Raw genomic sequence first — 25,268 nt, 5'->3', positions numbered from 1 at the left:
GCGTTGGAGCGTGGGGCGCGGAGGGCGTACGGGTCAGGACTGGCGCCAGGCCAGACCCGCGACCTTCCAGCCATTGACCGTGCCGCGGTGTCCGGCGGCGTCCGGGTCGCCCTCGAACCCCTCGGCCACGTTGTAGGCGGTGCGGTATCCGGCGGCGGTGGCCAGGCTCGCGGCGGCGGCCGACCGGCCACCACTGCGGCACAGGAACAACACCGGGGCCTGCGTGTCGACGCCGGCCTCGCCGAGGTGCTCGACGAACCGCTCGTTGGGCTGGCCCGCCGAGGTCATCCACTCGATGCCCAGCGTGCGCTTGCCCAGCTCCGACAGATCGGCGCCGCCGACCCACTGCCATTCGGCGCTCGTCCGGACGTCGACCAGCACGGCGTCGGGGTCAGTGGCGAGCAGATCCCAGGCCTGGCTGGGCGAGAGGTCCCCGGCGTAGTCGCTCATGGGTGTCGATTATGCTCCCCCGACCGCTGATCGGCGGGGTCGAGGTACCCCGGTCGCCGTTCTGTGCGACGATCGCGGACATGACGTCCGTCACAGAGAACCCGTTCCGTGTGGCTGTCGTGGGCTCCGGCCCGGCGGGTGTGTACGCCAGCGAGGCCCTGCTGGACTGGAGCGACAACCGCGATCCGTCCGGGCGCGGCATCGTGGTGGACCTGATCGACCGGCTGCCCGTGCCCTACGGTCTGCTGCGCCACGGCGTGGCCCCCGATCACCCCCGGATCAAGGGCATCGCCCGCACGCTGGAGGGGATCGCCGCCGATCCGCGCATCCGGTTCCTCGGCAACGTCGAGTTCGGCCGCGACCTCACCCTGGACGACGTGCACCGCTTCTACCACGCGGTCGTCTTCTCCACCGGCGCACTCTCGGACCGTCGGCTCGGCATCCCGGGCGAGGACCTGGAGGGCTCGTACGGGGCCGCCGAGTTCGTCACCTGGTACGACGGCCACCCGGATTCCCACCCGGAGTGGGCACTGTCCGCCGAGCGGGCGGCCGTGGTGGGCGTGGGTAACGTCGCGCTCGACGTGGCGCGCATGCTGGTGCGCAGCCCCGAGCAGCTCGAGCCCACCGACATCCCCGAGCACGTCCGCACCGGGTTCGGCACCAACACGACCCGGGTGGTGTCGGTGATCGGCCGCCGCGGCCCCGTCCACGCCAAGTTCACCCCACTCGAGCTGCGGGAGATGGCCAAGGTGGAGGGCGTCACCGTGGTGGTGGACCCGGCCGACCTGGAGTACGACGACGACGAGGCGCGCACTCTCCGGGACACCGATCGCCGGGTCGGGCAGGTGTGCACGCAACTCGAGAAATGGGCCGGGGCGCAGCAAGAGGCCGGTCTGGAGACGGCGGATGAGGCCGAGGCCGCAGCCCTCGCGGCCGGCGAGCGGGTGGTGCGGTTCCGCTTCCACCGGTCCCCGGTCGAGATCCTGGGTTCCGACGGCCGGGTGTCCGGGCTGCGCCTGGAGCTGACCGAGCCCGTCCCCGGACCCGAGGGCGCCGGCGGGCGCGTACGCACCAGCGGGCGCACGGAGGACCTGCAGGTCGAGGCGGTCTACCGGGCCGTCGGGTACCGCTCCGCCGCCCTGGAGGGCGTGCCTTTCGACGCGGATTCCGCGACCATCCCCAACGACTCCGGCCGCGTCCTGGACTCCCCGGGCGGCCGGCACCTCCCGGGCCTGTTCACCGCCGGCTGGGTCAAGCGCGGCCCCTCCGGCGTGATCGGCACCAATCGCTCCTGCGCCGTGGAGACGGTCGGGCAGCTGGCCACCGAGCTCGAGTCCGGCACGCTGCCCGAACCCGCCGAGCCGGACCCGCACGCCGTGCGCGACCTGCTCGTCGACCGGGGCGTGGACCTCGTCGACGGCGACGCCTGGCTGCAGATCGACGCCCACGAGCGCGGCCTCGGCGAGTCGGCGGGCCGCGAGCGCACCAAGCTGCCGGGCCGGGCGGAGATGCTCGAGATCGCCCGCACCGCGCGCTCCTCCGCCCGCTGACCCTTCCCTCCCCTGCCGGATCCGCGCCACCGCCAGCCCCGGAGGAATCCGCTACTCGAATTCCCGATCCGCTACCCGAATCCGGGTAGCGGATCCGGAGACGGGGTAGCGAATTCTGCGGGGGGCCGATTTTTCCGGCCGGGCCGGTCGATGCGGGGCGCAGACGGTGTCGGGGATGCGGGGCTCTGTCATTACCGGGGTCAGTCGGTCTCGGCGATAAGTCGGCCGATCTCGGCCAGCGACACCGTGCCCGGGTCGAAGTAGCGGGAGTGGGCGTCGCGCACCGACCCCGCACCAGCGCCCGGTTCGGTGACGTCCACCGCGAGGCCTCCGAACTCGTCCGTTCCCGGCCGCCCGCCCAGCACGCCGGTGACCGACCACCACGGCACCGGATCCCAGCGGGACGCGACGCCGACCACCTCGCCCTCCCCCGCCGGGCGCGCGGTCCCGGCCTCGTCCACCCACTGCTCGGCGATCGACCCGACACCCGCGCCGGGGCTGCCGACGTGGATCATCCGGTCGACCGCCACCCCGCGTGGGTCCGCGGCGGACGTACCCAGGACCGCCGAGCCGTAGCTGTACCCGACGGCGGCGTGTGGGGAGTCGTCGCCGTCCATGCGCTCGACCGCGTCCAGGCCCGCCGCGAACGTCCGCAGGTCCGCGGCGTGTGCCCGCGCGGGTGCCGTCGCAGTCCCGGCGGTGGCGACGTCCGCGGGCGCGTCGTAGCCCTGCCACGACACCGCGACGCACGACTCGACCGGCGCATCCGTCGTCGAGACCGTCGCCCCGGTTCCCGGGCCGGCCGCCTCGCACACCGCCTCCGCCCGTTCTCCGGTACGGCCGAGCGTCTCCACCGAGGACCCCGTCCCCGGGATGAGCGTGACCACCCGGTCCGCGGTGTCGGGGTCGGCGCTCGCGACCACCGCGCGGCCGTCCGGGCGCAGGTCGAGCAGGTGCCGCCGCGGATCGGCCTCGAGGTACGCGGTAAGAGCGGCCAGCGCCGGCGCGACGCCGCCGAGGTCGGCCCCGCCTCCGCCGCTGTCCGCCGCGTCGAGCATGCGGCGCAACCGGGTCCGGTTGATCGCGTCCCGCGTTGCCGACGACAGTCCGTCCACCGAGCCCAGGTCCGGGTGATCGCGGGCCAGCCGGGCCCGGTCGGCCGGCCCCAGCGCGTGCCACAGGCCTGCGACCGCTCGCGGATCGTCGTCGGTCGACCCCGACAGGTCGATGCACGGCCTGGACGCGGGGTCCACGTGGCCTGCGAGGTGATCGGCAGCCCCCCGCAGGCGCACGGCGAGGCCGCGGTCCGCCTCCTCTACGGCGGTGGAGTCTCCCGCGCCGGGCGTCGCGAGTTCATCGTCGCTCCAGTTGATCACCGTCCGCGCCAACCGGGAGCCCTCGGCCCGCAGCACATCCGCCAGGTAGAGGCAGTTGCCCGAGAGCATCCTCGCCTCCGCGGCCGCGTCCCCCACGCGGCTGCGTGCCCGCGCACCCGCCCGGCCGGACCACCCGCCACCCACCGCCCCGGCATCACCGACAGCGCCACCACCGACAGCGCTACCACCCGCCGCGCCGCCCAGCCGGCGGGCGACCATGTCGAGGTCCTCGGCGGACTCCGCGATTCGCCGACCCACCGCCGCCGCCCTCGATTCGGCGTGGTCGAGCGCCACGACCAGCGCCTCAGCCCGTTGCCCCGGCGACACTGCGGGCCACCTCCTCATCCGCCTCCACGAGGAGTCCGGCGGCCCGGACCATCGCCTGCGCGATCCGCCGGCTCTCCGCCTCGTGCTCCCGGGCCCGCCGGGCGAGCAGAGCCGCGCATTCGGCCAGCGCGGGACCGGTGAGCAGCGTCGTCCGCGCTCCGGCCCCCATTCCGGCAGCCGCCGCGGACGCCTCCTCGAGTGCCGCCACCAGGCCAGCCGCACTGTCGGCCGTGTCCGTGCCTGCCTCGCGGACCCGGGCGGCTTCGGCCGTCACGGCCACCTGCTCGAACGCCAGCAGCGCCGCCCCCAGCGGCCCCGCCACAGCCGCCACAGCCGCCTCATCCGCCTCAGCCGCCTCGCCCGCCGCGGCGCCCGCCGCGGCGGGCGCCGCGCCCCCTGACCCCGGTCGTCCGTCCTGCGCTGCCATCGCCCCGCTCCCCTCCGGCCCGGATGCCCGCGCCGTTCGAAGGTCACGCTAGGGGCGGAGTCCGTCACGGACCGGCCCGGAACGAGGTCCTGTGGATGGGGTCGACGACCATCCACAGGGGACTCCGAGCAGGGCGTCGCGAGCCGGTCAGTCGAGGTCGGGCTGGTCGGCGTACCGTCCGCCGACCAGCATCCGCGCGAGTACCGCGGCCAGCCCGCCGAGGAACACCACCAGAGCGCCCGGGAGCACCCATCCCGGCATCCGGTCGGTCCCGGACTGCGCGGCGACCACGATGCCCACCTGCCCCGCCACCAGCAGGGCGAGCGTCATCGCGGTGATGAGCCACAGGTCCTCCCGCACCAGCCTCTCGAACCTGCGCAGCCGGACTCCGGACGCCGTCCACCACTCCTTGTTGGGGGCGTTGATGAACTCGGGAGCCGACACCACCAGCCTCGACATGAGCGGAATCGGCAGAACCACCAGCAACGGCAGGAACGCCGAGAAGGCGAGCGCGCCGTTCCTGCTCGACCAGCCGTCGGCCTCGCCGTCGGCACCGAAATGCGTCGGCACCCGCTCCGGCAGAGCGGTCACCTGCCAGGCCAGCACACCGAGCCACACCAGGATCACCGCCGCCGACAGCGCCAGGATCCACGGCGCGGTCGGCTCCTTCGGCAGATCGCGGGCGTCGTCAGCGGCGGACCTCGTCGTCGTCATCGGGCGGAGCCTTCCCACCACCTCGCGGTGACCGGCGGCACCTACCTCACCACCGTCACGCGCGACGCGGCCTCGCGCGCCCGTTCGCGGGCGAGGTCCACGTCCTCGGCGGTCGCCAAGGCCACGCCCATCCGGCGGAACCGGCTGGCGGACGGCTTGCCGAACAGGCGGACATCGGACTCCGGCACGGCGAGTGCGCGGGCGACACCGGCGAAGCCGACTCCCTCGACGGTCCCGCTTTCCTCCGCGCCGCCCTCGGCGATCCCCGTGCCGCCGTAGATCACCGCGGACGCGCCCGGGCTGGCCATGGTGGTGACCACGGGAAGGCCGAGGACGGCGCGCGCGTGCATCTCGAACTCGCTGAGCACCTGGCTGCGCAGTGTCACCAGGCCGGTGTCGTGGGGGCGGGGACTGACCTCGGAGAAGTAGACGTCGACGCCCTTGACGAACAACTCCACGCCGAACACGCCGACCCCACCGAGCGCGCCCGTCACCCGCGCCGCCACCGACCGTGCGGAGTCGTAGGCGTCCTGGGTCATGGCCTGCGGCTGCCACGACTCCACATAATCGCCGCGCTCCTGCCGGTGGCCGATCGGCTCGCAGAAGTCGGTGCGGATCTTGCCCGTCTCCGGGTCCACACTGCGGACGGTGAGCAGGGTGATCTCGTACTCGAAGTCCACGAACGACTCCACGATCACGCGCGCGCCCGCGACGCGGGCCCCGGACTGCGCGTACTGCCAGGCACGTTCCACGTCCTCGGGACCGTGGAGGGACGACTGTCCCTTACCCGACGACGACATGGTGGGCTTGACCAGGCACGGGAACCCGATCCGGGAGCACGCCTCCTGCAGTTCCCCCAACGAGGACGCGAACGCGTAGCGGCTCGTGGGCAGGCCCAGTTCCTCGGCGGCGAGGCGCCGGATGCCCTCGCGGTCCATCGTCAGACGCACCGCGCGGGCGGTGGGCACGACGCGGGCGAGACCATCCTCCTCGATCTGCGCGAGCGCGGCCGTCGCGATGGCTTCGATCTCCGGCAGGATCACCTCCGGCTTCTCCAGCTCGACGACCCGGCGTACCTCGTCGGCGTCGGTCATGTCGATGGTGTGCGACCGGTGCGCGACCTGGTGGGCCGGGGCTCCGTCGTAGCGGTCGACCGCGATGACCTCGACCCCCAGCCGCTGCAGCGCGATGGTCACCTCCTTGCCCAGCTCCCCCGAGCCGAGCAGCATCACGCGGGTCGCGGTCGGCGTGCCCGGCGTGCCGAAGCGGTCCACGGCGGGCGGGGCGAGGGGATCATGGGGGTCGGTCATATCGTCCACGCTAGTAGACCTGCGGCGACGCTCGGAGCGCGGCTGAACAGACGACCGGGCCCGGCACCGTGAGGTGCCGGGCCCGGTCGGGATGATGGGGGATGGTTATCGGATCAGCCGACCGTGGTGGCTTCGACCGTGCCGTTCTCCTGCTCGTCCCCGCCGCTGCCGGCCTCGCTGACGCCCGAGCTCGCGGCCGCGCTGCCGGCGTCGGTCCCCTCATCGTCGACGGGCTCGTCCTCCGCGCTTGCTCCGGCGAGCGAGCCGAGGACGTTAGCGCCCATCTCGACGCTGCCGCCGCTCACGCTGCCTGCGGTAATCGAACCCAGCGGCCCGAGCCGGTCGTTGATCTGATTCGCGACTACCTCCGGATCGATGCCGAAGTTTGTCTCGATCGCCGCGATACGCGCCTCATTTCCCGCCACGGCGTCGGGAATGCAGAGAACAGCCGCGGCAGCCGGCTCCTCGGGCGCGGTGGCCTCCCAGGTCACGGACTCCCCCTCGTCAAGCGCTACGCCCGCCTTTATAGCGATCAGAAAAAGCGCGGCCTGCGCTATGCCGTTGTCTGCGGTGGCGTCATAGGTAGTCGGTTCACCGTCAGCGGCAGCACCGAGCATCGACACGCCGCCCATGGCCTGGATCTCGATGATCTGTGGCAGTAGGTCCATGGGGTTGCCGGCCGAGGGGTCAAGTCCGACCTCGTCGACCGAGCTGTACGGCATTGTGAACCCCACGCAGTGCTGCAACGCGTCACCCTCGTTGGTGTAGGTGACGGTCGGGCCACCCTCGTCATTCGGGGTCACCGTCACCGGGCCGTTGAGTGCGGTGGCGGCGAGCTCGAGATCCGCCGCGATCTCCGACGACCCCTGGGCGCCGGCCATACCGGCTCCGGCGAGAGTGGCCCCAGCGGCGAGAGCGACGGCCGATGCTCCGGCCACGAATCGATTTCGAGTGAACATGAATGCTCCTTGCAGTGAGGGAAAGTCACCACATCGAGGACCGCGGTGACACTTACGGGCGATCCGGAGAACGCCTTCGCCGAGAGTGGCACAGATCACACCAACCAGCCTCGTAAGCGGCGCAAACTTTAGGGTTCTATAACTAGATGTTAACTTTCTTATCATCACTGGCCACAGGCGCAACAGCAGTACCGGCCACCTGTCTCAAACCCGCTCGACAGTTAGGCGATAACGTGTGTCCAAAGCCACACGAAAGGGCACACCTGTGACCAGTTCCTCTTCCGGCCCCCTGGCCGGCATCCGCGTCGTCGAACTCAACGGCATCGGCCCCGGACCCCACGCCTGCATGATGCTCGCCGATCTCGGCGCCGACGTCGTGACCGTCATGCGCCCCGGCGAGCTCGACACCCAGGTCGGCGGCTGGGCGCACATCACCCGTCGCGGTCGGACCGTCGTGGAGGCCAACCTCAAGAGCGATGAGGGCCTGTCGCAGGTGCGCGGGCTCATCGCCAAGGCCGACGTGCTGGTCGAGGGGTTCCGTCCCGGGGTCACCGAACGGATGGGCTTGGGTCCGGACGAGTGCCTCGAAATCAACCCGAAGCTGGTCTACGCCCGGATGACCGGGTGGGGCCAGCACGGCCCGCTGGCACACACCGCCGGCCATGACCTCAACTACATCTCGCTGACCGGCCACCTCAACGCCACCGCCCGCAAGGGCGAGCGCCCCGTGCCGCCGCTCAACCTCGTCGGTGACTTCGGCGGCGGGTCGATGTTCCTCATCCAGGGCATCCTCGCCGCGATCATCGAGCGCGCCACCTCGGGCAAGGGGCAGGTCATCGACGCCGCCATGACCGACGGCGCCTCGGTGCTGGGCCAGTTCCAGTGGGCGATGCGCGCCCGGGGCCAGTGGTCGGACGTCGCCGGGACCAACATGCTCGACACCGGGTACCCGTTCTACGACGTCTACACCTGCTCGGACGGCAAGTACATGGCGGTTGGTTGCCTCGAGCCGCAGTTCTACGCCGAGTTCGCCCGACTGTTGGGTATCGACGGCGAGGGAATGCCCGGCCAGTTCGACATGGACCGCTGGGATGAACTGCGCGAGATCATCTCCGGGAAATTCGCCGAGAAGACGCGTGACGAGTGGGCAGAAGTGTTCTACGGAACCGACGCCTGCACCACGCCGGTACTGACCTACACCGAGGCGCTCGACCACCCGCACAACGTTGCCCGCCAGACCTTCGTCGAGGTGTCGGGCGATGCCGGGCCCGCCCCCGCGCCCCGCTTCTCCCGCACCCCGGCTGCTCCGGTCCCGGCCGCTCCGCCGCGCGAGGTCACCGCGATCGACACGGTGTGGTCCTGAACGATGGGTGAGCCGGTCACCGGTCCCGGCGCCGCGGGAGACGACTCCCCCGGCGCCGGGGGCTCCCGCGTTGCGGGTGTGGTGCTCCGCGTAGACCCCGCTTCCGGTGACGCACCGTTTCGCCAGCTCAAGGACCAGATCGTCGAGGCGATCCGGCTCGGAGAACTGGCCACGGGGACTCGGATGCCCCCGGTCCGCCGACTCGCCCAGGAGGTGGGCGTCGCCACGGCCACCGCCGCCAAGGTGTACCGCGAATTGGAGGAGTCCGGCCAGCTGGAAGGTCGCGGCCGCTCGGGCACGTTCGTCGCCGCCCCAGATCTGCCGTCGGACGCGCTCGCCCGGGCCGCGGTGGAGTTCGCGGCCCAGGCGGCGGGTGCCGGATTCTCCGAGGCCGAGGCCGTGGACGCCGTCAGAGCCGCCTTCGCCCAGCGCGGGTGAACCGACCAGATCATCGCTCCCGCGCATTCGATGAGCGAGCGATGAGATGGTCGCCGTGACCTACGACCCGAGAGACCCGCTCAGGTCAGCCAGAGAACCGAAGACATCGCCGCCGCCACCGCTGCCGCCTCCGCCCGTGCTGGACGTCTCGAGCTCGGCGTAGGTAAGCCCCTCGTCGCCGTCCTCGGAGAACGCGCACACCGTGACGATCTCGGGCGAGAAGGCCTTGTCCGAGAGTTGTTGGAGCGGTGTGGGAACCAGCACGACATCTCCGTCCTGGCCTTCCTCCGGGTTGACGAATGTCACCGGACCCGACGCCCCGTTCTCCAGCGCGAAGACACCCACCACCCCTCGGACGCCGAGCTCTTCGCCTATCGTCCCGACGTCAGTCGCGGGCGGGAAGATGTCGAGGTCCCCGGAGAACCCCGCCTCGACATGGACGTCGTAGAGCACCTCAACCGTTCGGGGAGTACCGATATACGCGTAGCAGAGAAGGTCGTGATTCGACCGGTTGTCATACGACACGACGAGATCACCGCCCTCGTCACGTTCGACGAAGACCGTGCTGGGGCTGTCGAGCCGCCAGGCAGTCGAGTTCTGAGCACCGGCCATCCCGACCCCGGCGAGGGCCGACGTCCCGGCCAGTGCTGTGGTCGCGGCGATGACGCCGAGGCGTCTGAGGGATCGCATTGGGAACTCCGATCTTTGAGCGTGTACGGCCCGGCGGCCGCGGCGTGGTCCATTAGACGCCCGGGTCAACGGCGTCGCTGTCGTACGTTCGTATGACCACAGGCGTCCAAGGCGACTGTCCACCGCCCCCGCCCCACGCAGACCTCGCCCCCGGCCTTCGCAGAGGCCGGGGGCGAGGTCTGCAGAGACACGCCTGCTGTCAGCTCCCGAGTGAACCCGTCGTCTCGGCGACCGAACCTGAACTCCCGAGCCCCGCCAGGGCGGAGTCCAGCGACCCGAGGCCGGTGGGGACGCCGGCCCCCGCGGAGCTCTCGATTTCGACGTATTCCCCGCCATCGGGATTCATACAGATGGCCATCGCGGCCGGTGTGAACGAACCGTCGGTGAGTCCCACGGCCCCGTCCGGAAGCTCCAGCCCGGGGAGGTCGAAGGCCGACGGGAGAACAGCGCTCTGACCGTCGTCGACCGTGCCCATGTACAGGCCGAGCTTTCCCGTCGTGAGCGCGGTCAGCATCCGCAGGTTCAGTTCGGCGGGGAGCTCGGCCCCGCCGGTGTCCCCGGTCTTCTTGGTGTAGCTGTAGAAGTCGGCGATCAACCGATCCGGGCCGGCGAACGCGGTACACAGGAGATCGCGCTCGGACTCGTTCCGATAGGTGACCTTGGTGCTCGCGCCCTTGCCTTCGACACTGACACTGCTGGGGCTGTTGAAGACGGGGGAAGCGACCTGGGCGTTGGCCAGCGCCGCTCCGGAGAGGGCGGTGGCTGACGCGATCGCGGTGGCCGCGGCGGTGACGGCCATTCGGGAGAGGGGACGCATGTGCTGCTCCGATGCTCGGGGAACGGCGGCCTACCGACCGCCTGTCATCGACTCAACCGCACAGCCGTGACCTGCGCTGTCCCCTGTTCGCATGGCATGTGTCATACGTACACATGAAAGCTCGCCCCACCGGTCCCGCTGTCCCCGCTCGTCCCGTCTACCCCAGGATGTCGCGCCGCACCACGTTCTGGTCGCGCCCCGGCCCCACGCCGATGTACGACATGTGGCAGCCGGCTAGCTCCTCGAGCCGCAGTACGTAGGCCTGCGCCTCGGGCGGCAGGTCGCTGAACTCCCGCGCCCCGGTGATGTCCTCTTCCCAGCCGGGCATGGTCTCGTAGATCGGTGTGGCGTGGTGGAAGTCGGTCTGCGTCATGGGCATCTCGTCGTGCCGGACGCCGTCGACGTCGTAGGCCACGCAGATCGGGATCTCGCCGATGCCGGTGAGCACGTCGAGCTTGGTGAGGAAGTAGTCGGTGAAGCCGTTGACGCGCGCGGCGTAGCGGGCGATCACGGCGTCGTACCACCCACAGCGGCGGGTGCGGCCGGTGTTCACGCCCACCTCACCACCGGTGACCTGCAGGTACTCGCCCCACTTGTCGAACAGCTCGGTGGGGAACGGTCCGGCGCCCACGCGGGTGGTGTACGCCTTGACGATGCCCAGCGAGTGGGTGATCCGGGTGGGCCCGATGCCCGCGCCCACGCAGGCGCCGCCGGCGGTGGGATTGGACGAGGTGACGAACGGGTAGGTGCCGTGGTCGACGTCGAGCATGGTGGCCTGCCCGCCCTCCATGAGGACGGACTCGCCGCGGTCCAGCGCCTGGTTGAGCATCAGGGTGGCGTCGCAGACCATGGGCCGCAGTCGGTCGGCGTAGCCGAGGAAGTACTCGACCATCTCCTCGACCTCGACCGCCCGACGGTTGTAGATCTTCACCAGGATCTGGTTCTTGAGGTGCAGTGAGCCCTCGATCTTCTGGCGCAGGATCGACTCGTCGAAGATGTCCTGCACGCGGATGCCCACCCGCGAGACCTTGTCCGCGTAGGTGGGGCCGATGCCGCGGCCGGTGGTACCGATGGCCTTCTTGCCCAGGAATCGCTCGGTGACCTTGTCCAGCGCCTGGTGGTACGGGGCCACGAGGTGGGCGTCGGCGGAGATCCGCAGCCGGGAGGTGTCGGCGCCGCGGGCCTCGAGTCCGTCGATCTCCTCGAACAGCGCCTCGAGGTTGACCACCACGCCGTTGCCGATCACCGGGGTGGCCGTGGGCGACAGGATGCCGGCGGGAAGGAGTTTGAGCTCGTACTTCTCGCCGCCCACCACCACGGTGTGGCCCGCGTTGTTCCCGCCGTTGGGCTTGACCACGTACTCGACGCGGCCGCCCAGGATGTCGGTGGCCTTACCCTTGCCCTCGTCGCCCCACTGGGCGCCGATCAGAACGATCGCTGGCATGGTTCGCTTTCACCTCGAAATGAGTCGTCTACACGGTGAGGGACGGGCACATTCTCGTGATTCCGCGCACACCAGCGCTCCAGAATAGTCGCATTCGCGCTCTCACCCTAGTCGCCGACCCCCCGCAGCCTGCGCAGTCGCACGGGCGTTCCGGGCAGGAGCTGCGAGATCCTGTCCGCCGAGCGGGCGGTGAGCACCCCGATCACCGGGTATCCGCCGGTGACGGGGTGGTCGGGCCCGAACACCACGGGCGAACCGTCGGCGGGGATCTGCACCGCTCCGCGCACCATGCCCTCGCTGGGGATCTCACCGCGTCGCAGTCGGGGCACGGGGCGGGCGGGGTCGATGCGGACGCCCACCCTGTCCGCGTGCCCGCTGACGTGTCCGGTCGCGGCGAGTACGTCCCACGCGCCGGCCGGGAACAGGTCGTCGCGCGGCCCGGGGATGACGTCCAGCTCGACTGTGCGCCGCCCGCTGTCGCTCGCATCGGTCCCGGCGGAGACCTGCCACCCGTCTGCCCACGGCCCCACCACGGCGTCGCCGACGTCCAGCACATCGCCGGCCACGACCGGCGGTGGGCCCAGCCCCGCCAGGGTGTCGCGCGATCGACTGCCCAGCACCGCCGGGACGTCGATTCCCCCGCGGACGCCCACGTAACTGCGCACCCCGGTGACGGGCCGGCCGATCTCCAGGCTCGCCCCGGCCTCCAGCCGGAGGACCTCACCGGTGGCGGCGGTGCGTCGGGAACCGCCCGGGGTCACGACGACGACGAGGGCCTCCGCCCCCGTGACCGCCACGATCGCGGGCGCGTCCGTCATGAGCGTGAGCCCGCCGAGCAGCACCTCGAGCACTGCGGCCGCCGGGTCGGTGCCGACGGCCCGCAGGGCGGTGGCCGCGGCGGCGCGGTCGGCGGCCCCGGAGGCCGTCACCCCGAGAGAGGCGTGGCCGGGACGACCGAGGTCCTGCACGAGCGCGGACGGCCCGGCCCGCAGCACCAGCAGACTCATCGGGGTCGTTCCGGGCTCATCGGGGCCCGCCTTCCTCACGGAAGCGGACCGTCATCCCCGGGGCGAGCAGGGCGGGGTACGGACGGTCGAGGTCCCAGAGCGGGGCGTCGGTGGTGCCGAGGAGCTGCCACCCGCCCGGGGAGGCACCCGGGTAGACGGCGCAGAAGCGGTCCGCCAGTCCCACCGATCCGGCCGGGACCCGCGCGCGCGGCGAGCCCAGCCGCGGCACCGCAGGCAGGGCGGGTGTCGGCGCCGGGGCCTCGGCCGGCCCGCCCACATCCGGCCGGCCCGCATCCCGCGCGCCCGCATCCAGCTCCCGCGCGTCGACGAGGTAGAAGAACCCCGGTGCGAACCCACCGAACGCGGCCCGCCACGTGATCGACGTGTGGGTGCGGACCAGCGCCTCGGTCGACATCCCGGCGAGGTCGGCGACGGCGGCCAGGTCGGGCCCGTCGTAGCGGACGCCGATCGTCACCTCCCGCCCCCCACCTCCCACCGAATCCGCTACTCCCCTTCCGGGTCCGCTATTCGGATCAGAGGCGCCGATCCGGTTTTCGGATAGCGGATCTCGGGAGGGTGGCGCAGCGGCGGGCGGATCCTGGGCGAGCAGAGCCTCGAGCCGCCGACGCAGCCCCCGCAGGGCGGAGGCGTCCCGCGCGGTCACCAGCACCGTGCGGGCCGCCGCGACCACATCGAGCGCCTCGGGCCGCAACTGCTCGATCCTCCCGGCCAGCGCGACGGCCTCGGCCAGATCGGCACAGTCGAGCAACAGCGCCGTCTCCCCGCAGCGGCGGATCCTCGTCGTCGTCATCCCGTGCCCGGCTCCCCCACCACGCCGCGCCCATGCGCGCCGCCCGGCCGGGTGAACGGCGCCACCTCCACCCCGGCCGACTCGAGCGACCCGCGCACGCGGCGGGCGAGGTCGACGGCACCGGGGGTGTCACCGTGCACGCACACCGAGGCAGCGGTGACCACCACCCGCGCGCCCTCGTGGGTGGTGATCGCCCGGCCGGTCGCCATCGCCACCACGCGGTCGGCGACCTCGTCGGCATCGGTGATCACCGCACCCGGCTCACCCCGTGGGACCAGGGTGCCGTCGGGCCGGTACCCGCGGTCGGCGAACGCCTCCGTCACCGCGGGGACGCCGGCCGCCTCGGCATGGGCGAGCACCACCGCACCGGGCAGGCCGAGGATCGGCAGCGGCTCCTCGTCGGCGAGGTCGGCGTACCGGAGGACGGCATCCACGACGCCCGCGGCCTGCTCGGCGTCCCGGACAATACGGTTGTAGAGGGCACCGTGGGGCTTGACGTACCGCACCCGGGTGCCGCGACGTCGAGCCGCCATGTCCAGCTCGACCAACTGGAACTCCACCAGCCGGGCGACCTCCTCCCGGTCCAGCTCGTGCTCGATCCGGCCGAAGTTCGCGCCGTCCCGGTATGACGGGTGCGCACCCAGCGCGACCCCCCGCTGCGCGGCCGCGGCGGCGGTGGCGTTCATGGTGGGCCGGTTGCCGGCATGGAAGCCGCACGCGACGTTGGCGGAGGTCACCACATCGAGAAGCGCGGCGTCATCGGGATCCGGTCCGGCGGAGGGGGCGAGCGACGCGGTCCAGCGCGGCGTCCCCCGGCGGGCCTCGCCGAGGTCGCAGTTGAGATCGATCCTGCGCGCCTGTCCAACCACCCTTCCATCCTGCCCCAGGTTCACCCCTGGCAGGAGGGGCGGTCATGATGGAGGTCATGATCGTCATCCGCTGCGGCTCGTCGCCGGTCCCGACGGTTCTCGGAGAACGTCCCCGTATCCAGGTCAGCGAGGTGCCGACCAAGGATGAGGTCAACCGGGCCCTCGCCGAGGTGGGCCCGGGCCGCCGCCTCGTGCTCTGCGGCACCGACGCCGCGCTGGCCGCACTGCTCACCCGCCTCCTGCGGACCGAGAACCTCGACGCCGAGGTCGCCTACGTCGCCGACGAGCCCACCCCCGCCACCCGCGCCTACGGCCTACCGACCGGGTCGGAGGCCGCCAAGCTCGGCGTCCGGGGCACGGCCCGCGAGGTTCCGCTCGTGCGCGACGAGACCGGGACGGTCCTCGTCGGCGAGGCCCTCGTGCACGGGACCGGGGGCGCCCGACTCGTGGGCGAGGCCTACGCCGACGACACCGTGGTCTTCTCCGGGGAGACCGCCACCCTCACCGTCCGGCCCACGCTCGAGATGCCGGGGGTCCGCGCCACCGCCGCCCGGCCACGCAGGCTGCGACGCCGTCAGTGGGTGGCGGCCCGGGCGGTACAACTGGGCACCGAGGCCGGGTTGCTCACCCGTGACGGGGTGACCGGCAGGCGCGCCATCAAGAGGACGACTTTCTATCGTCATACCGAGCCATGGAGGCTCGTGTCGCCCTGAGCGGCGGCATCACCGACGTGGGCCGGTCCGGCGAGTCCGGCCATTCCTCCAGCAACTCCGGCTCGACCGCGGGCCTACGCACGGTCGGCGGCAGGGTGGCCAGCGCCGAGATCTTGCTGAGCCCCGCGACCTGCATCATGTCCACGAGGATCGACCGCAGCTGAGCCAGCATGACGGTCTCGGTCAGGCCCGATCCCGCGACCAGTTCCCGCTTGGCGCGGGACGCCACCGCCCGCAACTCCCGGTGGACCTCGGCGTCCGTGGGGGCGTCGGGGTCCGCGGCCACCCGCCTCGTGAGCACCTCCAGCGCCCCTGCCAGCCCCGCGATCAACGAGCTCAGCGCAGGCGGCACGTCTACCTGGTCGTCGGCCGCCACGATCGCCCGGCGCGCGAGGACGCGGATGTTGCGGATGCCGTTGTCCAGCGGGTTGAGCATGCTCGTCAGGACGATCTCCTCCGGGCGCCGTCGCCGGTAGAACGGGGAGATCCGCACCAACTCGCGCGCTCCCGCGAGCTGCTCGGAGATCGCGTCGACGGCGGGCTGGGTGTCCCGGGCGTCCTGCAGGGCGGAACGTATGAGCTCGGAGTCCCGCCGTTCCAACCCGTCCGCGACCTCGGCGAGCACCGACGAGGCCACCCCCAACAGCGACGCCGCCTCCCGGCGGGCGCGGCGCAGCGGATGGACGGGCATGAGCGCCATCGCGGCCAGTGCCACCACGCCGCCCACCGCCGCATCGAGCATGCGTTCGTACCCGCCCGCACTGCCCGGCGGCAGGATGGTGGCCACGAGGATGGCCGAGGAGGCCGACTGGGTGCCGGTGATGGCCCCGCGGTCGACGAACACCGCCGCCGACATCGCGAGGATCACCACGACGACGATCTGCCACGCGCCGGAGCCGATCTCCCGGATAAGCAGGTCGCCCAACCCGACGCCGACGATGACGCCGAGCACCAACTCCGCCCCCCTGCGCACACGACGCCCCATGCCGGTGCCCAGGGCGATGGCGGCCGCGATGGGCGCGAAGAAGGGTGCCGCGTGGTTCAGCACGTCGTGGGCGAGGAACCACGCCAGCCCCGCGGCGAGGCCGCACTGCAGGATCGGCAGGAACGCGTAACCGAGACGCCGGGTGCGCGCCCTCAGCGGGCCCGGAAGCGCGGCGTAGACGCCCAGCGCGCGGGCGTCCAGCCGGTCACGCCAGGCCGAGAGGCGCGGCGGCGTGCGGGTCTGACTCATTGACCAGGTCCAGGCAGCGGATGTACTCGTCCTCCTCACCGATCGACTGCGCGGCGCGGGCCAGCGCGGCGACGCAACGGAGGAAGCCACGGTTGGGCTCGTGGTCGTACGGCACGGGGCCGAAGCCCTTCCAGCCGTGGCGGCGAAGCTGGTCCAGCCCGCGGTGATAACCGGTGCGGGCGAACGCGTAGGCGCTGATCACCTCGCCGGAGTCGAGCGCACGCTCGGCGAGCTCGGCCCAGGCGATCGACGCGGTGGGGTGGGAGGCCGCCACGGTGCGGGGATCCTCACCGGCGGCGACGGCGGCCTCCGCCTCCGGGTCACCGGTGAGACGGGTGGGCGGGGGGCCGAGGAGATCTCCGAACTGGGTCATGACCCCATTGTCCATGAATCCGCCGGATCGCCACCTTCGGCCCCGTTGGCTATGGTGGAGGGCATACGGCGTCCCCGCGGGGGGCGCCGTGCGCTCGTCGCGGGCAGCAGTGCACGCCCCTTCGGAGCGATCATGGTCCCGGTGTCGAGGCCCCGTAACGCGGAGTACCAGAACGCGTCGGACGAGCTTCCACCGGAACCGGACGGAGTCAACGGACAGGCCGCACGTGGGCCGGAAGGAAACCTGTGTCACGACAGCGTATTGCGATCATCGGAGCCGGCCCCAGTGGGATGGCGGCCCTCAGGGCCTTCGAGTCGGCGCAGCGGTCCGGGGCCAAGATCCCCGAGATCGTGGCCTACGAGAAGCAGGACGACTGGGGCGGCCAGTGGAACTACAACTGGCGGTCGGGCACCGACAAGTACGGCGAGCCGGTGCACTCCTCCATGTACCGCAACCTGTGGTCGAACGGCCCCAAGGAGGCGCTCGAGTTCGCCGAGTACACGTTCGACGAGCACTTCGGCAGGCCGATCTCGTCCTACCCGCCGCGTGAGGTCCTGTGGGACTACATCGACGGACGGGTCCAGGGTTCGAACGTCAAGGACAAGGTCCAGTTCTCCACGGCCGTCCGCTGGGTGGACTACGACCGCGAGCTGGACACCTTCACCGTCACGGTGGAGAACCTCAAGTCCGGGAAGACGACCTCGTCGGAGTTCGACCGGATCATCGTGTCCACCGGGCATTTCTCGTACCCGAACATCCCGGACTTCACGGGGATCGAGACCTTCCCCGGGTCGATCCGCCACGCCCACGACTTCCGTGGAGCCGAGAAGCTGGCGGACAAGCGCGTCCTGCTGATCGGCGCCTCCTACTCGGCCGAGGACATCGGGGTCCAGGCCTTCAAGATGGGCGCCCGCTCGGTGACGATCTCCTATCGCACCGCCCCCATGGGCTACGACTGGCCGGACGGGATGGAGGAACTGCCGCTCGTCCGGCGGTTCGACGGCGAGACCGTCCACTTCACCGGCGGCCAGACCCGCGAGTTCGACGCCGTGATCCTGTGCACCGGTTACCTCCACAAGTACCCGTTCCTGCCCGCGGAGCTAGCCCTACAGTCGCCCAACAACATCTATCCCGCGGGCCTGTACCGCGGTGTGGTGTGGCAGAAGAACCCCAAGGTCTACTACCTGGGCGCCCAGGACCAGTGGTTCACGTTCAACATGTTCGACGCCCAGGCCTGGTACGTCCGCGACCTCATCCTGGGCCGGGCCAAGTTGCCGTCCGCCGAGGAGCGGGTCGCCCACATGCGGGCCTGGCGGAACCGCTTCCAGGAGTTGGAAGGGGACGCCGACGACGTGCGCTTCCAGGCCGATTACGTCCGCGACCTCATCGAGGCCACGGACTACCCGATGTTCGACCTCGACCAGGTGGTCGAGATCTTCCTCGCCTGGAAGGAGGACAAGAAGAAGAACATCCTGACCTACCGGGACAAGCCGTACCGGTCCGTCCTCACCGGGACCATGGCGTCCGTCCATCACACCCCGTGGCTCCAGGAGTTGGACGACTCCCGCGAGCGGTACCTCTCGACGCCGGCGAAGACCGAGCTCGAGGAGCTCGTGGCCGGGGACCAGCTCGCGTCGGGAGCCGACTCCGCAGCGGAGGTGGACGTCCCCGTCGCCGGGGAGTGAACCCTCGGTGGCGTCTGGGGGCGAATCCGCTGCCGGGCCCGACCCGAGGAGACAGACTTGAGCGCGTGACCGCGTCTCCTGCATCCTCGCCCGCGCCCCCCTCGCCCGCGCCCTCCTCGCCCGCGTCCCCCGGGTCCACTCCCTCCGGGTCCACTCCCCCCGGGTCCACTCCCCCCGGGTCCACGGAGTCCGCCCGCCCCACCGCCGGCATCGGCCGTCGCTCCCTGCTCAAGGCGGGAGCCCTGGCCGGCGCCGCGGTGGGGACCGGCGTGCTGGCGGGCCACTCCGCTCTCGCCGGAGCAGCGCCCGGCGTCGTCTTCCGGCACGGTGTGGCCTCGGGCGACCCCATGGCGGACCGCGTCATCCTGTGGACGCGGGTGACGCCCACCCCGCAGGCGAGCCCCGGTTCCGGGATCGGTGACCCCGTCGTCGTCGCGTGGGAGGTCGCCACCGACCCCGGTTTCACCTCGCCCGTGCGCACCGGGTCCCTCGTCACCGACGCCGGCCGCGACCACACGGTCAAGGTCGACTGCACCGGCCTGGCGCCGGACCGCTGGTACCACTACCGGTTCCGCGCGCTCGGCGAGGTCTCGCGAACCGGCCGCACCCGCACCGCCCCCGCCGACGGCGCCATGCCCACGACCGGTCGCTGGCGGGTGGGCGTGGTCTCCTGTTCCAACTGGGAGGCCGGGTACTTCTCCGGTTACCGTCACCTCGAGGCGCGCGGGGACCTGGACGCGATCATCGAACTGGGCGACTACATCTACGAGTACGGCCGCGGCGAGTACACCGCCGCCGCCGGGGCGATCCGCCCGCACGAGCCGCCGCACGAGATCGTCACCCTGGCCGACTACCGGATCCGGCTGGCGCAGTACCACACCGATTCCGACCTGCAGTCCCTGCACGCGCACGTGCCGTGGATCTGCACGTGGGACGACCACGAGGTCGCCAACGACTCCTGGGAGCACGGCGCTGAGAACCACCAGCCGCACGAGGGACCGTTCCACGATCGCAAGGCCGCGTCCGCGCAGGCCTACTTCGAGTGGATGCCCGTCCGGCCGGAGTCCCTGCGCGATGGCGGTCACCTGTACCGACGCCTGCGCTGGGGGTCGTTGGCCGAGATCTCCATGCTCGACCTGCGCTCCTATCGTTCCGAGAGCCCCGACCGGCTCGACGGCCGCGCGATCGACCAGACCAACACGATGACCGGCCCGGAGCAGTTCGACTGGTTGGCCCGCGGGCTGAATTCGTCGACGGCCCGCTGGAACGTCATCGGGAATTCGGTGATGGTCACGCCCGTGCTCATCCCGCCGCTGGACCCGCGCACGACCGGCGCACTCACCGAACTGCTGGGCGTCCCCCGCGAGGGCATCACCTACAACTCCGATCAGTGGGACGGTTACGCCGGTGAGCGTCGACGCCTGTTCGAGGTGATCCGCGGCACCGGTAACCGGAACCACGTCTTCCTCACCGGGGACATCCACACGTCCTGGGCGAACGAGGTGCCGTTCGATCCGGCCGACTACCCGGGGGCCGGCACCGGTGCGGTCGAATTCGTCACCCCGTCCATCACGAGCAACAACATCAACGACATGGTGGGCGGGCTTCCCGAGGGCAACCCGCTCTCCCAGGCTGCCCAGGGTGCGCTGACCGGCGTGAACCGGCACGTACGCTGGGCGGACCTCGACCGCCACGGCTTCACCGTCGTCGAGTTCACCCGTGACTACGCCCACGCCGACTACTGGGCCCTCGTCGCGCGCGAGGACCCGAACAGTGGCGCGTATCCGATGGCCAGCTGGCGCTCCCCGCACGGCACCGACCGCCTGGAACCCGCTGGACTGCTCCCCTGAACGGCGGGGCCGGTCCCCCGAACGGCATGGCCACTCGCCCGATCCGGCGGGGCCCCTGCACCCCCGGAATCACGGGTCGGTCGACTACGGTGGCGGGTCGACGCGGCCCGTCCGGGGCCGGCGACGCGCACCGGGAGTAGTAGATGACGACGACGAGCCAGCAGCCGGCCGCCGGGGATCCGAACCCCGCGGGACAGTCGGGCGGGGGCCCGGAGGGTGGGGCACGTCCGGGCAGTGGCCAGCTGGGCGGTCGCGGCGGGCGGGGCCGTGGCGCCGTCGCGGCGGCCGTGGTGGTGGCGCTCCTCGTGATCGCCGCGCTCGCATGGCTCGTCCTCGCCGGACCGCTGTCGTCGTCCGCGCGGGCCGAGCGGGAGGTCGAGCAGACGCTGGAGAGCATGAGCTCGGCGGAGTCGTTCGCCGAGTTCAACGGTCACATGTGTGCGGAGAACCGCGTCCCGCAGGAGCTCGTGGACACCATCACCGCGTCGAGCGAGGCGACGGGTTCCGACCTCGACTCGATGTTCCGCGAGTCGATCGCGGGGTCGTTCCCCCAGGATCTCGAGGTCCTCGGGGTGGAAATCTCGGGCGACGGGACCGAGGCCACCGCGACCGTCGAGTCGGAGTCGGACGGTTCGGGCCCGGAGCAGATCCATATGCGCGACGAGGACGGTGCGTGGAAGATGTGCCAGCCCGGCGTCGGGATGGGTGCCGTCCCGCAGGACCAGCAGCCGGGCTGAGCCGCCCCGCCGGCCGTCAGGAGGTGGCCCGGCCGCCCGGCGACCTGCCGACGCTCAAGCTGGCCGGGTCGGCCGCTGACCGTTGCGGCTGTCCCGCTCGATGCCGGGCGGGTTGGTGAAGTGGCCGTCATCGGCGATGAGGCGGTCGAGGTGAAGTCGCCACTGGTGGTCGAGAATCCGGTCACGTGCCTGGGCCAGTGGCCCGTGGGGTGTGGTGCGGTGTTCGTGTCCGGTTTCGGTGATGATCGTCAGCTCGCCCAGAGGCCCCGGCCGGTAGGCGCAGTGGCCGAAGGTTTTCTCCCGGTGGTGCTTCCGGCAGTGGCAGAACAGATTCCACTCGGCCGTAGGCCCGCCCAGCTCAGGACGCTGGTGGTCGAAGGCGATGGCGTGGTCGATCTCGCAGTCATACGCGTCCACCGTGCAGCCGGGGTGACGGCAGGTCCCGTCGCGTAGCCGGATCCGCTCGGCCAGCGCCGGGGTGATGGCGTACTTGAGCATCGCGTCCGGCTTGTCCTGGGCCCCCGGCTGCGGGTCGATCAGTTCGAACCTCACCTTCGCGTCGCCGCCGGACAGGAGTTCCTCGCACAGCCAGTCGAAGCTCGAGTAGGCGCCGTTGACGAACTGCACGCGGTTGGGCAGTCCTTGGGCGACGCTGTCGATGACGGAGATCCGGATGGGCTGCTCCGTGCCCCACGACGCGCCCAGCTGCGGCCTGCCGGCGCCGGCCGGGGCGGTGTCTGCAGGGGCGGTGTCGGCAGGGGCGTCGCCGGCGCGGGCGGCGGCAGCAGAAGCAGCAGCATCCGTGTCGCTGCCGCTGTCGGCGGGCCCTTCCGGGTCGTACAGGCTGGTGCCGATGTCGTCGGTGGTCGGGTCCCCGAGTGCGCAGAGCGCGTCGGCGCGCAGTTGGTCCCGCGTGCGGGGGTGGCCCGCCTCGGAGGCGGCGCGGGCGGCGGCGTCGATCCGGCGGCGCAACTTCTCGGCGTCGCCACTGGGCAGCGAGGCCCACACGCTGGTCATGCCGTCGCGTGCCGGACGGAACCGGACCGTGCGCTGCTCCATGGCGGCGGCCACAGCATCGCCGGCGGCCTGCGGGTCGTGACGCTCCCGGGACGCGTCGACCGCGGTGTCCAGTGCCACCCGGCTTGGCCGGTGACCACCGTCGAGGTCTCGGGTCAGGGCGCCGACGACGTCCGATTCCACCGCGCCGATGATCTGGTCGGGAACCCCTGCCAGGCGACAGGCGGCGTCGATCGCCAACTGTTCGGGGACCAGTCCCCGTTCGACCGCCTTGCGCAGCCGCGGTAGCCGGGTGTGGATCTGCACGCCGGCCGTGACCAGCCGCGCGGCGTGCCACCCGGTCAGCGACATGGCCGTGGCCAGATGATCGCGCGCCCGATCGGCGGGCTCGAGCCGGGAATAGTCGGGACGGGAGTCGGTGGACTGCTGCCCGTGCGCCGACTCCCGGGCCTCCCGGTCGAGACGCCCCATTGCCTCGACCAGCAGGTGGGCAGCGTGCAGCCGGGTCGCCGCTGCCAGGTTCTGTGCCAGCGTGGCCGAGCGCGCCACCTCGCTCAGCGCCTCGGCGCCCAGCGTGTCGAGGGGTTCCGACACGGCGCGAAGCGCCCCGGCGGAGGCCGAGCTCGTCGTCGTTCCCGTTTTCTCGCTCATCACCGCACCCCCTCCGACGCCGCGCCGTAATCGAACATACAAGCGATTGTACCGGCGCTGCGGAACTAGCACAAGAGTTCGACCCCGGAAGGGTCCGCGTACGACAGCGGCGCCCCTCCGAGTGGAGGAGCGCCGCTGGTGGGGCGGGGTCGGACCGCGGTGAGGACTGATCGGTCAGACGGGCGGGATCAGGCCGTACCGATCAGGCCGCGTTCGATCAAGCAGCGGCACCCTTGGACTTACCCGCCGACTTCAGGTCGTTGCACGCCTCGACAACGCGCTCGGACATGGCCTGCTCGGCCTTCTTCAGGTACGAACGCGGGTCGTAGACCTTCTTGTTGCCGACCTCGCCGTCGACCTTGAGCACACCGTCGTAGTTGCCGAACATGTGAGCGGCGATCGGACGGGTGAACGCGTACTGGGTGTCGGTGTCTACGTTCATCTTGATGACGCCGTAGGACAGCGCCTCCTCGATCTCGCTCTTGGCCGAGCCCGAACCGCCGTGGAAGACGAAGTCAAACGGCAGGTCACCGGCGTTGAGCCCCAGCTTCTCGACCGCGACGTCCTGGCCCATCTTCAGCACCTCGGGCTTGAGCTTGACGTTGCCCGGCTTGTAGACACCGTGGACGTTGCCGAAGGTCGCGGCCAGCAGATAACGCTGCCCGGTGTTGCCGGCGCCGAGTGCGTCGATGGTGGCCTCGAAGTCCTCACGGGAGGTGTAGAGCTTCTCGTTGATCTCGTTCTCGACACCGTCCTCCTCGCCGCCGACGACGCCGATCTCGATCTCGAGGATCTGCTTGGCGTTGGCCGTCTTCTCGAGCAGCTCCTTGGCGATCTCGAGGTTGCGGTCGAGCGGGGTGGCCGAGCCGTCCCACATGTGCGACTGGAACAGAGGGTTCTCGCCGCGGTCGACGCGCGCCTGGGAGATCTCGATGAGCGGTCGTACGAAGCCGTCGAGCTTGTCCTCGGGGCAGTGGTCGGTGTGCAGCGCGACCAGGATGTCGTACTTCGCAGCGATGACGTGCGCGAACTCGGCGAGCGCGACCGCGCCGGTGACCATGTCCTTGACGTTCAGGCCCGAGCCGAACTCGGAACCGCCGGTGGAGAACTGGATGATGCCATCGGACCCGGCGTCGGCGAAGCCCTTGATGGCCGCGTTGATGGTCTCCGAGGACGTGCAGTTGATCGCCGGGTAGGCGAAGCCCTCGTTACGGGCCCGGTCGAGCATGTCCTTGTACTGTTCGGGAGTTGCGATGGGCATGTGGTCTCCTCCAGGGTTCTCGGCTGTGCGACGTGCGCATCTCGGGGCGCCGCACCCCTGTGGAGGTGGGCGCACACCCTCCAGCCTAGGCCAGCGTGACGGGGCGCACCCGCGAGCCGGGTGCGACACGCTACCGGCGGAGCAGTTCGGCGAGCGCGGTGTCGGCCCGGGCGAGGTCGTCGCGGTCGAATGTCGAGGTCGAGGCCATGATCTCGTCGGCCCCGGTCCGCTCCACCAGCGCGGCGAGCTCCCCCGCCACTTTCCCGGCTTCCCCGTGGAGGGCCCCCGCCATCCAGTCCTCCATCCGACGGAGCTGCTGCGGACGGAATCTTCGGTCCAGGATCTCCGCCGGCGACCGGAGCGGGCCGAACACCCCGGTCTCCCGCGACTCGGCCATCGCCCAGGCCTCCGGCAGCAGCAGGCCCCTCGCGTCCTCGATGGAGTCGGCGACCATCACCTCCAGGCTCACCACCACGTACGGTTCCGGCGTGGCGTCGCTCGGCCGGAACGTCTCGCGGTAGCGGTCCAGCGGCGTGGGGTCGGAGAGCAGTCGCGGTCCCCCGACCACGACGGGCAGGCCGGCGCGCGCGGCGACCTCGAGGCCCCGGCCGGTGGCGAGCACGAACACCGGGGGCGGGTCCTCGACGACCGGCAGCGAGGTGACGGGGCCGCGGCCGTGGAGGAAGTCGAGTACGGCCGTGATGTCGCGGGCGAAGGCGTCGGTGCCGTAGTCGGTGACACCGAGCGCCTCGCGGACCGGCGCGGTGAACCCGAGCGAACGCCCCACCCCCAGGTCGATCCGGCCCGGGTGCATGGCCTCGAGCATGGCGAACTGTTCGGCGACGACCAGCGGCCGGTGATGGGCGAGCATCACGCCCCCGGAGCCGAGCCGGATGCGCGTGGTGCGCGCGGCGGCGGCCGCGACCAGTAGGGGCGGGCTCCCGCTCGCGATGCCGGGGACGGAGTGGTGCTCCGCCGTCCAGTAGCGGTGGAACCCCAGGGCGTCGGCCCGCTCCGCGCGGACCAGCGTGCCCTCGATCGCGGCGGCGTGGGACTCGCCGACGCGGGTCCGCGACCTGTCCAGGAGGGACAGTCGGAGGGTGTCCGGCAGGTCTGTGGGGGCCACGACCCCACCGTAGCGCCGCGGGTGGCGGGGTCCCGCGCGCTGCAGGATCACGGGCGGGCGGATTATGAT

The 25,268-nt window shown here is 71.5% G+C and carries 24 protein-coding genes; 7 read left to right on the top strand and 17 right to left on the bottom strand.

Annotated features, from left to right (window positions below; translation table 11 throughout):
* Window positions 1-33 precede the first annotated feature (33 nt).
* Window positions 34-450: a rhodanese-like domain-containing protein gene (locus AC3DE3_RS07545; RefSeq protein ID WP_488369549.1), complete on the bottom strand. Its 417-nt coding sequence runs from the start codon at window positions 448-450 to the stop codon at window positions 34-36.
* Between the two features lie 80 nt (window positions 451-530).
* Between AC3DE3_RS07545 and AC3DE3_RS07540 the strand changes: the two genes are divergently transcribed.
* Window positions 531-2,000, top strand: a complete 1,470-nt coding sequence (locus AC3DE3_RS07540) for an FAD-dependent oxidoreductase (protein WP_488369548.1) — start codon at window positions 531-533, stop codon at window positions 1,998-2,000.
* 200 nt (window positions 2,001-2,200) lie between these two features.
* Here the strand turns inward: AC3DE3_RS07540 and AC3DE3_RS07535 are convergent, their stop codons facing one another.
* The 5 genes from AC3DE3_RS07535 to AC3DE3_RS07515 all read right to left on the bottom strand — a co-directional run bounded on the left by AC3DE3_RS07535 (window position 2,201) and on the right by AC3DE3_RS07515 (window position 7,035).
* Entirely contained in the window at window positions 2,201-3,703 is a 1,503-nt protein-coding gene (locus AC3DE3_RS07535; RefSeq protein ID WP_488369547.1) for an alpha/beta hydrolase, read from the bottom strand.
* Window positions 3,681-4,130 carry a hypothetical protein gene (locus AC3DE3_RS07530; protein WP_488369546.1) on the bottom strand — a complete coding sequence of 150 codons (450 nt, stop codon included), beginning with the start codon at window positions 4,128-4,130 and terminating at the stop codon, window positions 3,681-3,683. Before AC3DE3_RS07530 ends, AC3DE3_RS07535 begins: the two co-directional genes overlap by 23 nt.
* A 147-nt stretch (window positions 4,131-4,277) precedes the next feature.
* A complete protein-coding gene (locus tag AC3DE3_RS07525) occupies window positions 4,278-4,844 on the bottom strand; it encodes a DUF1648 domain-containing protein (protein ID WP_488369545.1) in 567 nt (188 codons plus the stop codon).
* A 41-nt stretch (window positions 4,845-4,885) separates the two neighbouring features.
* Window positions 4,886-6,154, bottom strand: a complete 1,269-nt coding sequence (purT, locus tag AC3DE3_RS07520; RefSeq protein WP_488369544.1) for a formate-dependent phosphoribosylglycinamide formyltransferase — start codon at window positions 6,152-6,154, stop codon at window positions 4,886-4,888.
* 113 nt (window positions 6,155-6,267) lie between these two features.
* Window positions 6,268-7,035 (bottom strand): hypothetical protein, encoded by a 768-nt coding sequence (locus AC3DE3_RS07515; protein ID WP_488369543.1) that lies wholly within the window; start codon window positions 7,033-7,035, stop codon window positions 6,268-6,270.
* A 343-nt stretch (window positions 7,036-7,378) separates the two neighbouring features.
* Between AC3DE3_RS07515 and AC3DE3_RS07510 the strand changes: the two genes are divergently transcribed.
* On the top strand, window positions 7,379-8,476 hold the full coding sequence (locus tag AC3DE3_RS07510) for a CaiB/BaiF CoA transferase family protein (RefSeq protein ID WP_488369542.1): 1,098 nt from the start codon (window positions 7,379-7,381) through the stop codon (window positions 8,474-8,476).
* 3 nt (window positions 8,477-8,479) lie between these two features.
* A complete protein-coding gene (locus AC3DE3_RS07505; RefSeq protein WP_488369541.1) occupies window positions 8,480-8,914 on the top strand; it encodes a GntR family transcriptional regulator in 435 nt (144 codons plus the stop codon).
* 60 nt (window positions 8,915-8,974) lie between these two features.
* Here the strand turns inward: AC3DE3_RS07505 and AC3DE3_RS07500 are convergent, their stop codons facing one another.
* The 6 genes from AC3DE3_RS07500 to AC3DE3_RS07475 all read right to left on the bottom strand — a co-directional run bounded on the left by AC3DE3_RS07500 (window position 8,975) and on the right by AC3DE3_RS07475 (window position 14,552).
* A complete protein-coding gene (locus tag AC3DE3_RS07500) occupies window positions 8,975-9,526 on the bottom strand; it encodes a hypothetical protein (protein ID WP_488369540.1) in 552 nt (183 codons plus the stop codon).
* A gap of 277 nt (window positions 9,527-9,803) precedes the next feature.
* A complete protein-coding gene (locus tag AC3DE3_RS07495) occupies window positions 9,804-10,421 on the bottom strand; it encodes a hypothetical protein (RefSeq protein ID WP_488369539.1) in 618 nt (205 codons plus the stop codon).
* Window positions 10,422-10,578: 157 nt separating this feature from the next.
* A complete protein-coding gene (locus AC3DE3_RS07490) occupies window positions 10,579-11,865 on the bottom strand; it encodes an adenylosuccinate synthase (RefSeq protein WP_488369538.1) in 1,287 nt (428 codons plus the stop codon).
* A gap of 107 nt (window positions 11,866-11,972) precedes the next feature.
* The gene (locus tag AC3DE3_RS07485; RefSeq protein ID WP_488369537.1) at window positions 11,973-12,872 is read right to left on the bottom strand and encodes a 5-oxoprolinase subunit C family protein; all 900 of its coding nucleotides are present in this window, start codon (window positions 12,870-12,872) and stop codon (window positions 11,973-11,975) included.
* A 16-nt stretch (window positions 12,873-12,888) separates the two neighbouring features.
* Window positions 12,889-13,683, bottom strand: coding sequence for a 5-oxoprolinase subunit B family protein (locus AC3DE3_RS07480; RefSeq protein ID WP_488369536.1), 795 nt, complete (start codon window positions 13,681-13,683; stop codon window positions 12,889-12,891).
* Window positions 13,680-14,552 (bottom strand): LamB/YcsF family protein, encoded by an 873-nt coding sequence (locus AC3DE3_RS07475; RefSeq protein ID WP_488369535.1) that lies wholly within the window; start codon window positions 14,550-14,552, stop codon window positions 13,680-13,682. The genes AC3DE3_RS07480 and AC3DE3_RS07475 overlap by 4 nt, the downstream gene beginning before the upstream one ends.
* 44 nt (window positions 14,553-14,596) lie before the next feature.
* Here AC3DE3_RS07475 and AC3DE3_RS07470 point away from each other — a divergent pair, with 44 nt between their 5' ends.
* Window positions 14,597-15,265: a hypothetical protein gene (locus tag AC3DE3_RS07470; protein ID WP_260488909.1), complete on the top strand. Its 669-nt coding sequence runs from the start codon at window positions 14,597-14,599 to the stop codon at window positions 15,263-15,265.
* Here AC3DE3_RS07470 and AC3DE3_RS07465 read toward each other — a convergent pair.
* Window positions 15,210-16,499 (bottom strand): FUSC family protein, encoded by a 1,290-nt coding sequence (locus AC3DE3_RS07465; protein ID WP_260488910.1) that lies wholly within the window; start codon window positions 16,497-16,499, stop codon window positions 15,210-15,212. The genes AC3DE3_RS07470 and AC3DE3_RS07465 overlap by 56 nt on opposite strands.
* The gene (locus tag AC3DE3_RS07460) at window positions 16,456-16,872 is read right to left on the bottom strand and encodes a DUF3151 domain-containing protein (RefSeq protein ID WP_260488911.1); all 417 of its coding nucleotides are present in this window, start codon (window positions 16,870-16,872) and stop codon (window positions 16,456-16,458) included. The genes AC3DE3_RS07465 and AC3DE3_RS07460 overlap by 44 nt, the downstream gene beginning before the upstream one ends.
* A 290-nt stretch (window positions 16,873-17,162) precedes the next feature.
* Between AC3DE3_RS07460 and AC3DE3_RS07455 the strand changes: the two genes are divergently transcribed.
* From AC3DE3_RS07455 to AC3DE3_RS07445, 3 genes are all read left to right on the top strand, one after another.
* Window positions 17,163-18,557, top strand: a complete 1,395-nt coding sequence (locus AC3DE3_RS07455) for a trimethylamine monooxygenase (RefSeq protein ID WP_488369534.1) — start codon at window positions 17,163-17,165, stop codon at window positions 18,555-18,557.
* A 209-nt stretch (window positions 18,558-18,766) separates the two neighbouring features.
* The gene (locus AC3DE3_RS07450) at window positions 18,767-20,407 is read left to right on the top strand and encodes an alkaline phosphatase D family protein (RefSeq protein WP_488369637.1); all 1,641 of its coding nucleotides are present in this window, start codon (window positions 18,767-18,769) and stop codon (window positions 20,405-20,407) included.
* A 143-nt stretch (window positions 20,408-20,550) separates the two neighbouring features.
* The gene (locus AC3DE3_RS07445) at window positions 20,551-21,144 is read left to right on the top strand and encodes an Rv0361 family membrane protein (RefSeq protein ID WP_260488913.1); all 594 of its coding nucleotides are present in this window, start codon (window positions 20,551-20,553) and stop codon (window positions 21,142-21,144) included.
* A gap of 54 nt (window positions 21,145-21,198) precedes the next feature.
* On the opposite strand, the gene AC3DE3_RS07440 is transcribed toward AC3DE3_RS07445, so the two are convergent.
* The 3 genes from AC3DE3_RS07440 to AC3DE3_RS07430 form a co-directional block, all read right to left on the bottom strand.
* The gene (locus tag AC3DE3_RS07440; RefSeq protein WP_488369533.1) at window positions 21,199-22,812 is read right to left on the bottom strand and encodes an HNH endonuclease signature motif containing protein; all 1,614 of its coding nucleotides are present in this window, start codon (window positions 22,810-22,812) and stop codon (window positions 21,199-21,201) included.
* Window positions 22,813-23,029: 217 nt separating this feature from the next.
* Complete coding sequence (fbaA, locus tag AC3DE3_RS07435; protein WP_260488915.1) at window positions 23,030-24,073, bottom strand: class II fructose-bisphosphate aldolase; 1,044 nt, start codon at window positions 24,071-24,073, stop codon at window positions 23,030-23,032.
* A 130-nt stretch (window positions 24,074-24,203) separates the two neighbouring features.
* Entirely contained in the window at window positions 24,204-25,199 is a 996-nt protein-coding gene (locus AC3DE3_RS07430) for an MsnO8 family LLM class oxidoreductase (protein WP_488369532.1), read from the bottom strand.
* Window positions 25,200-25,268: the final 69 nt, after the last annotated feature.

This window comes from Dietzia sp. IBK-p2-16D (assembly GCF_057773085.1).
Note: the sequence above shows the minus strand (reverse complement) of the source record. Positions and strands in the feature narration are given on the sequence as shown.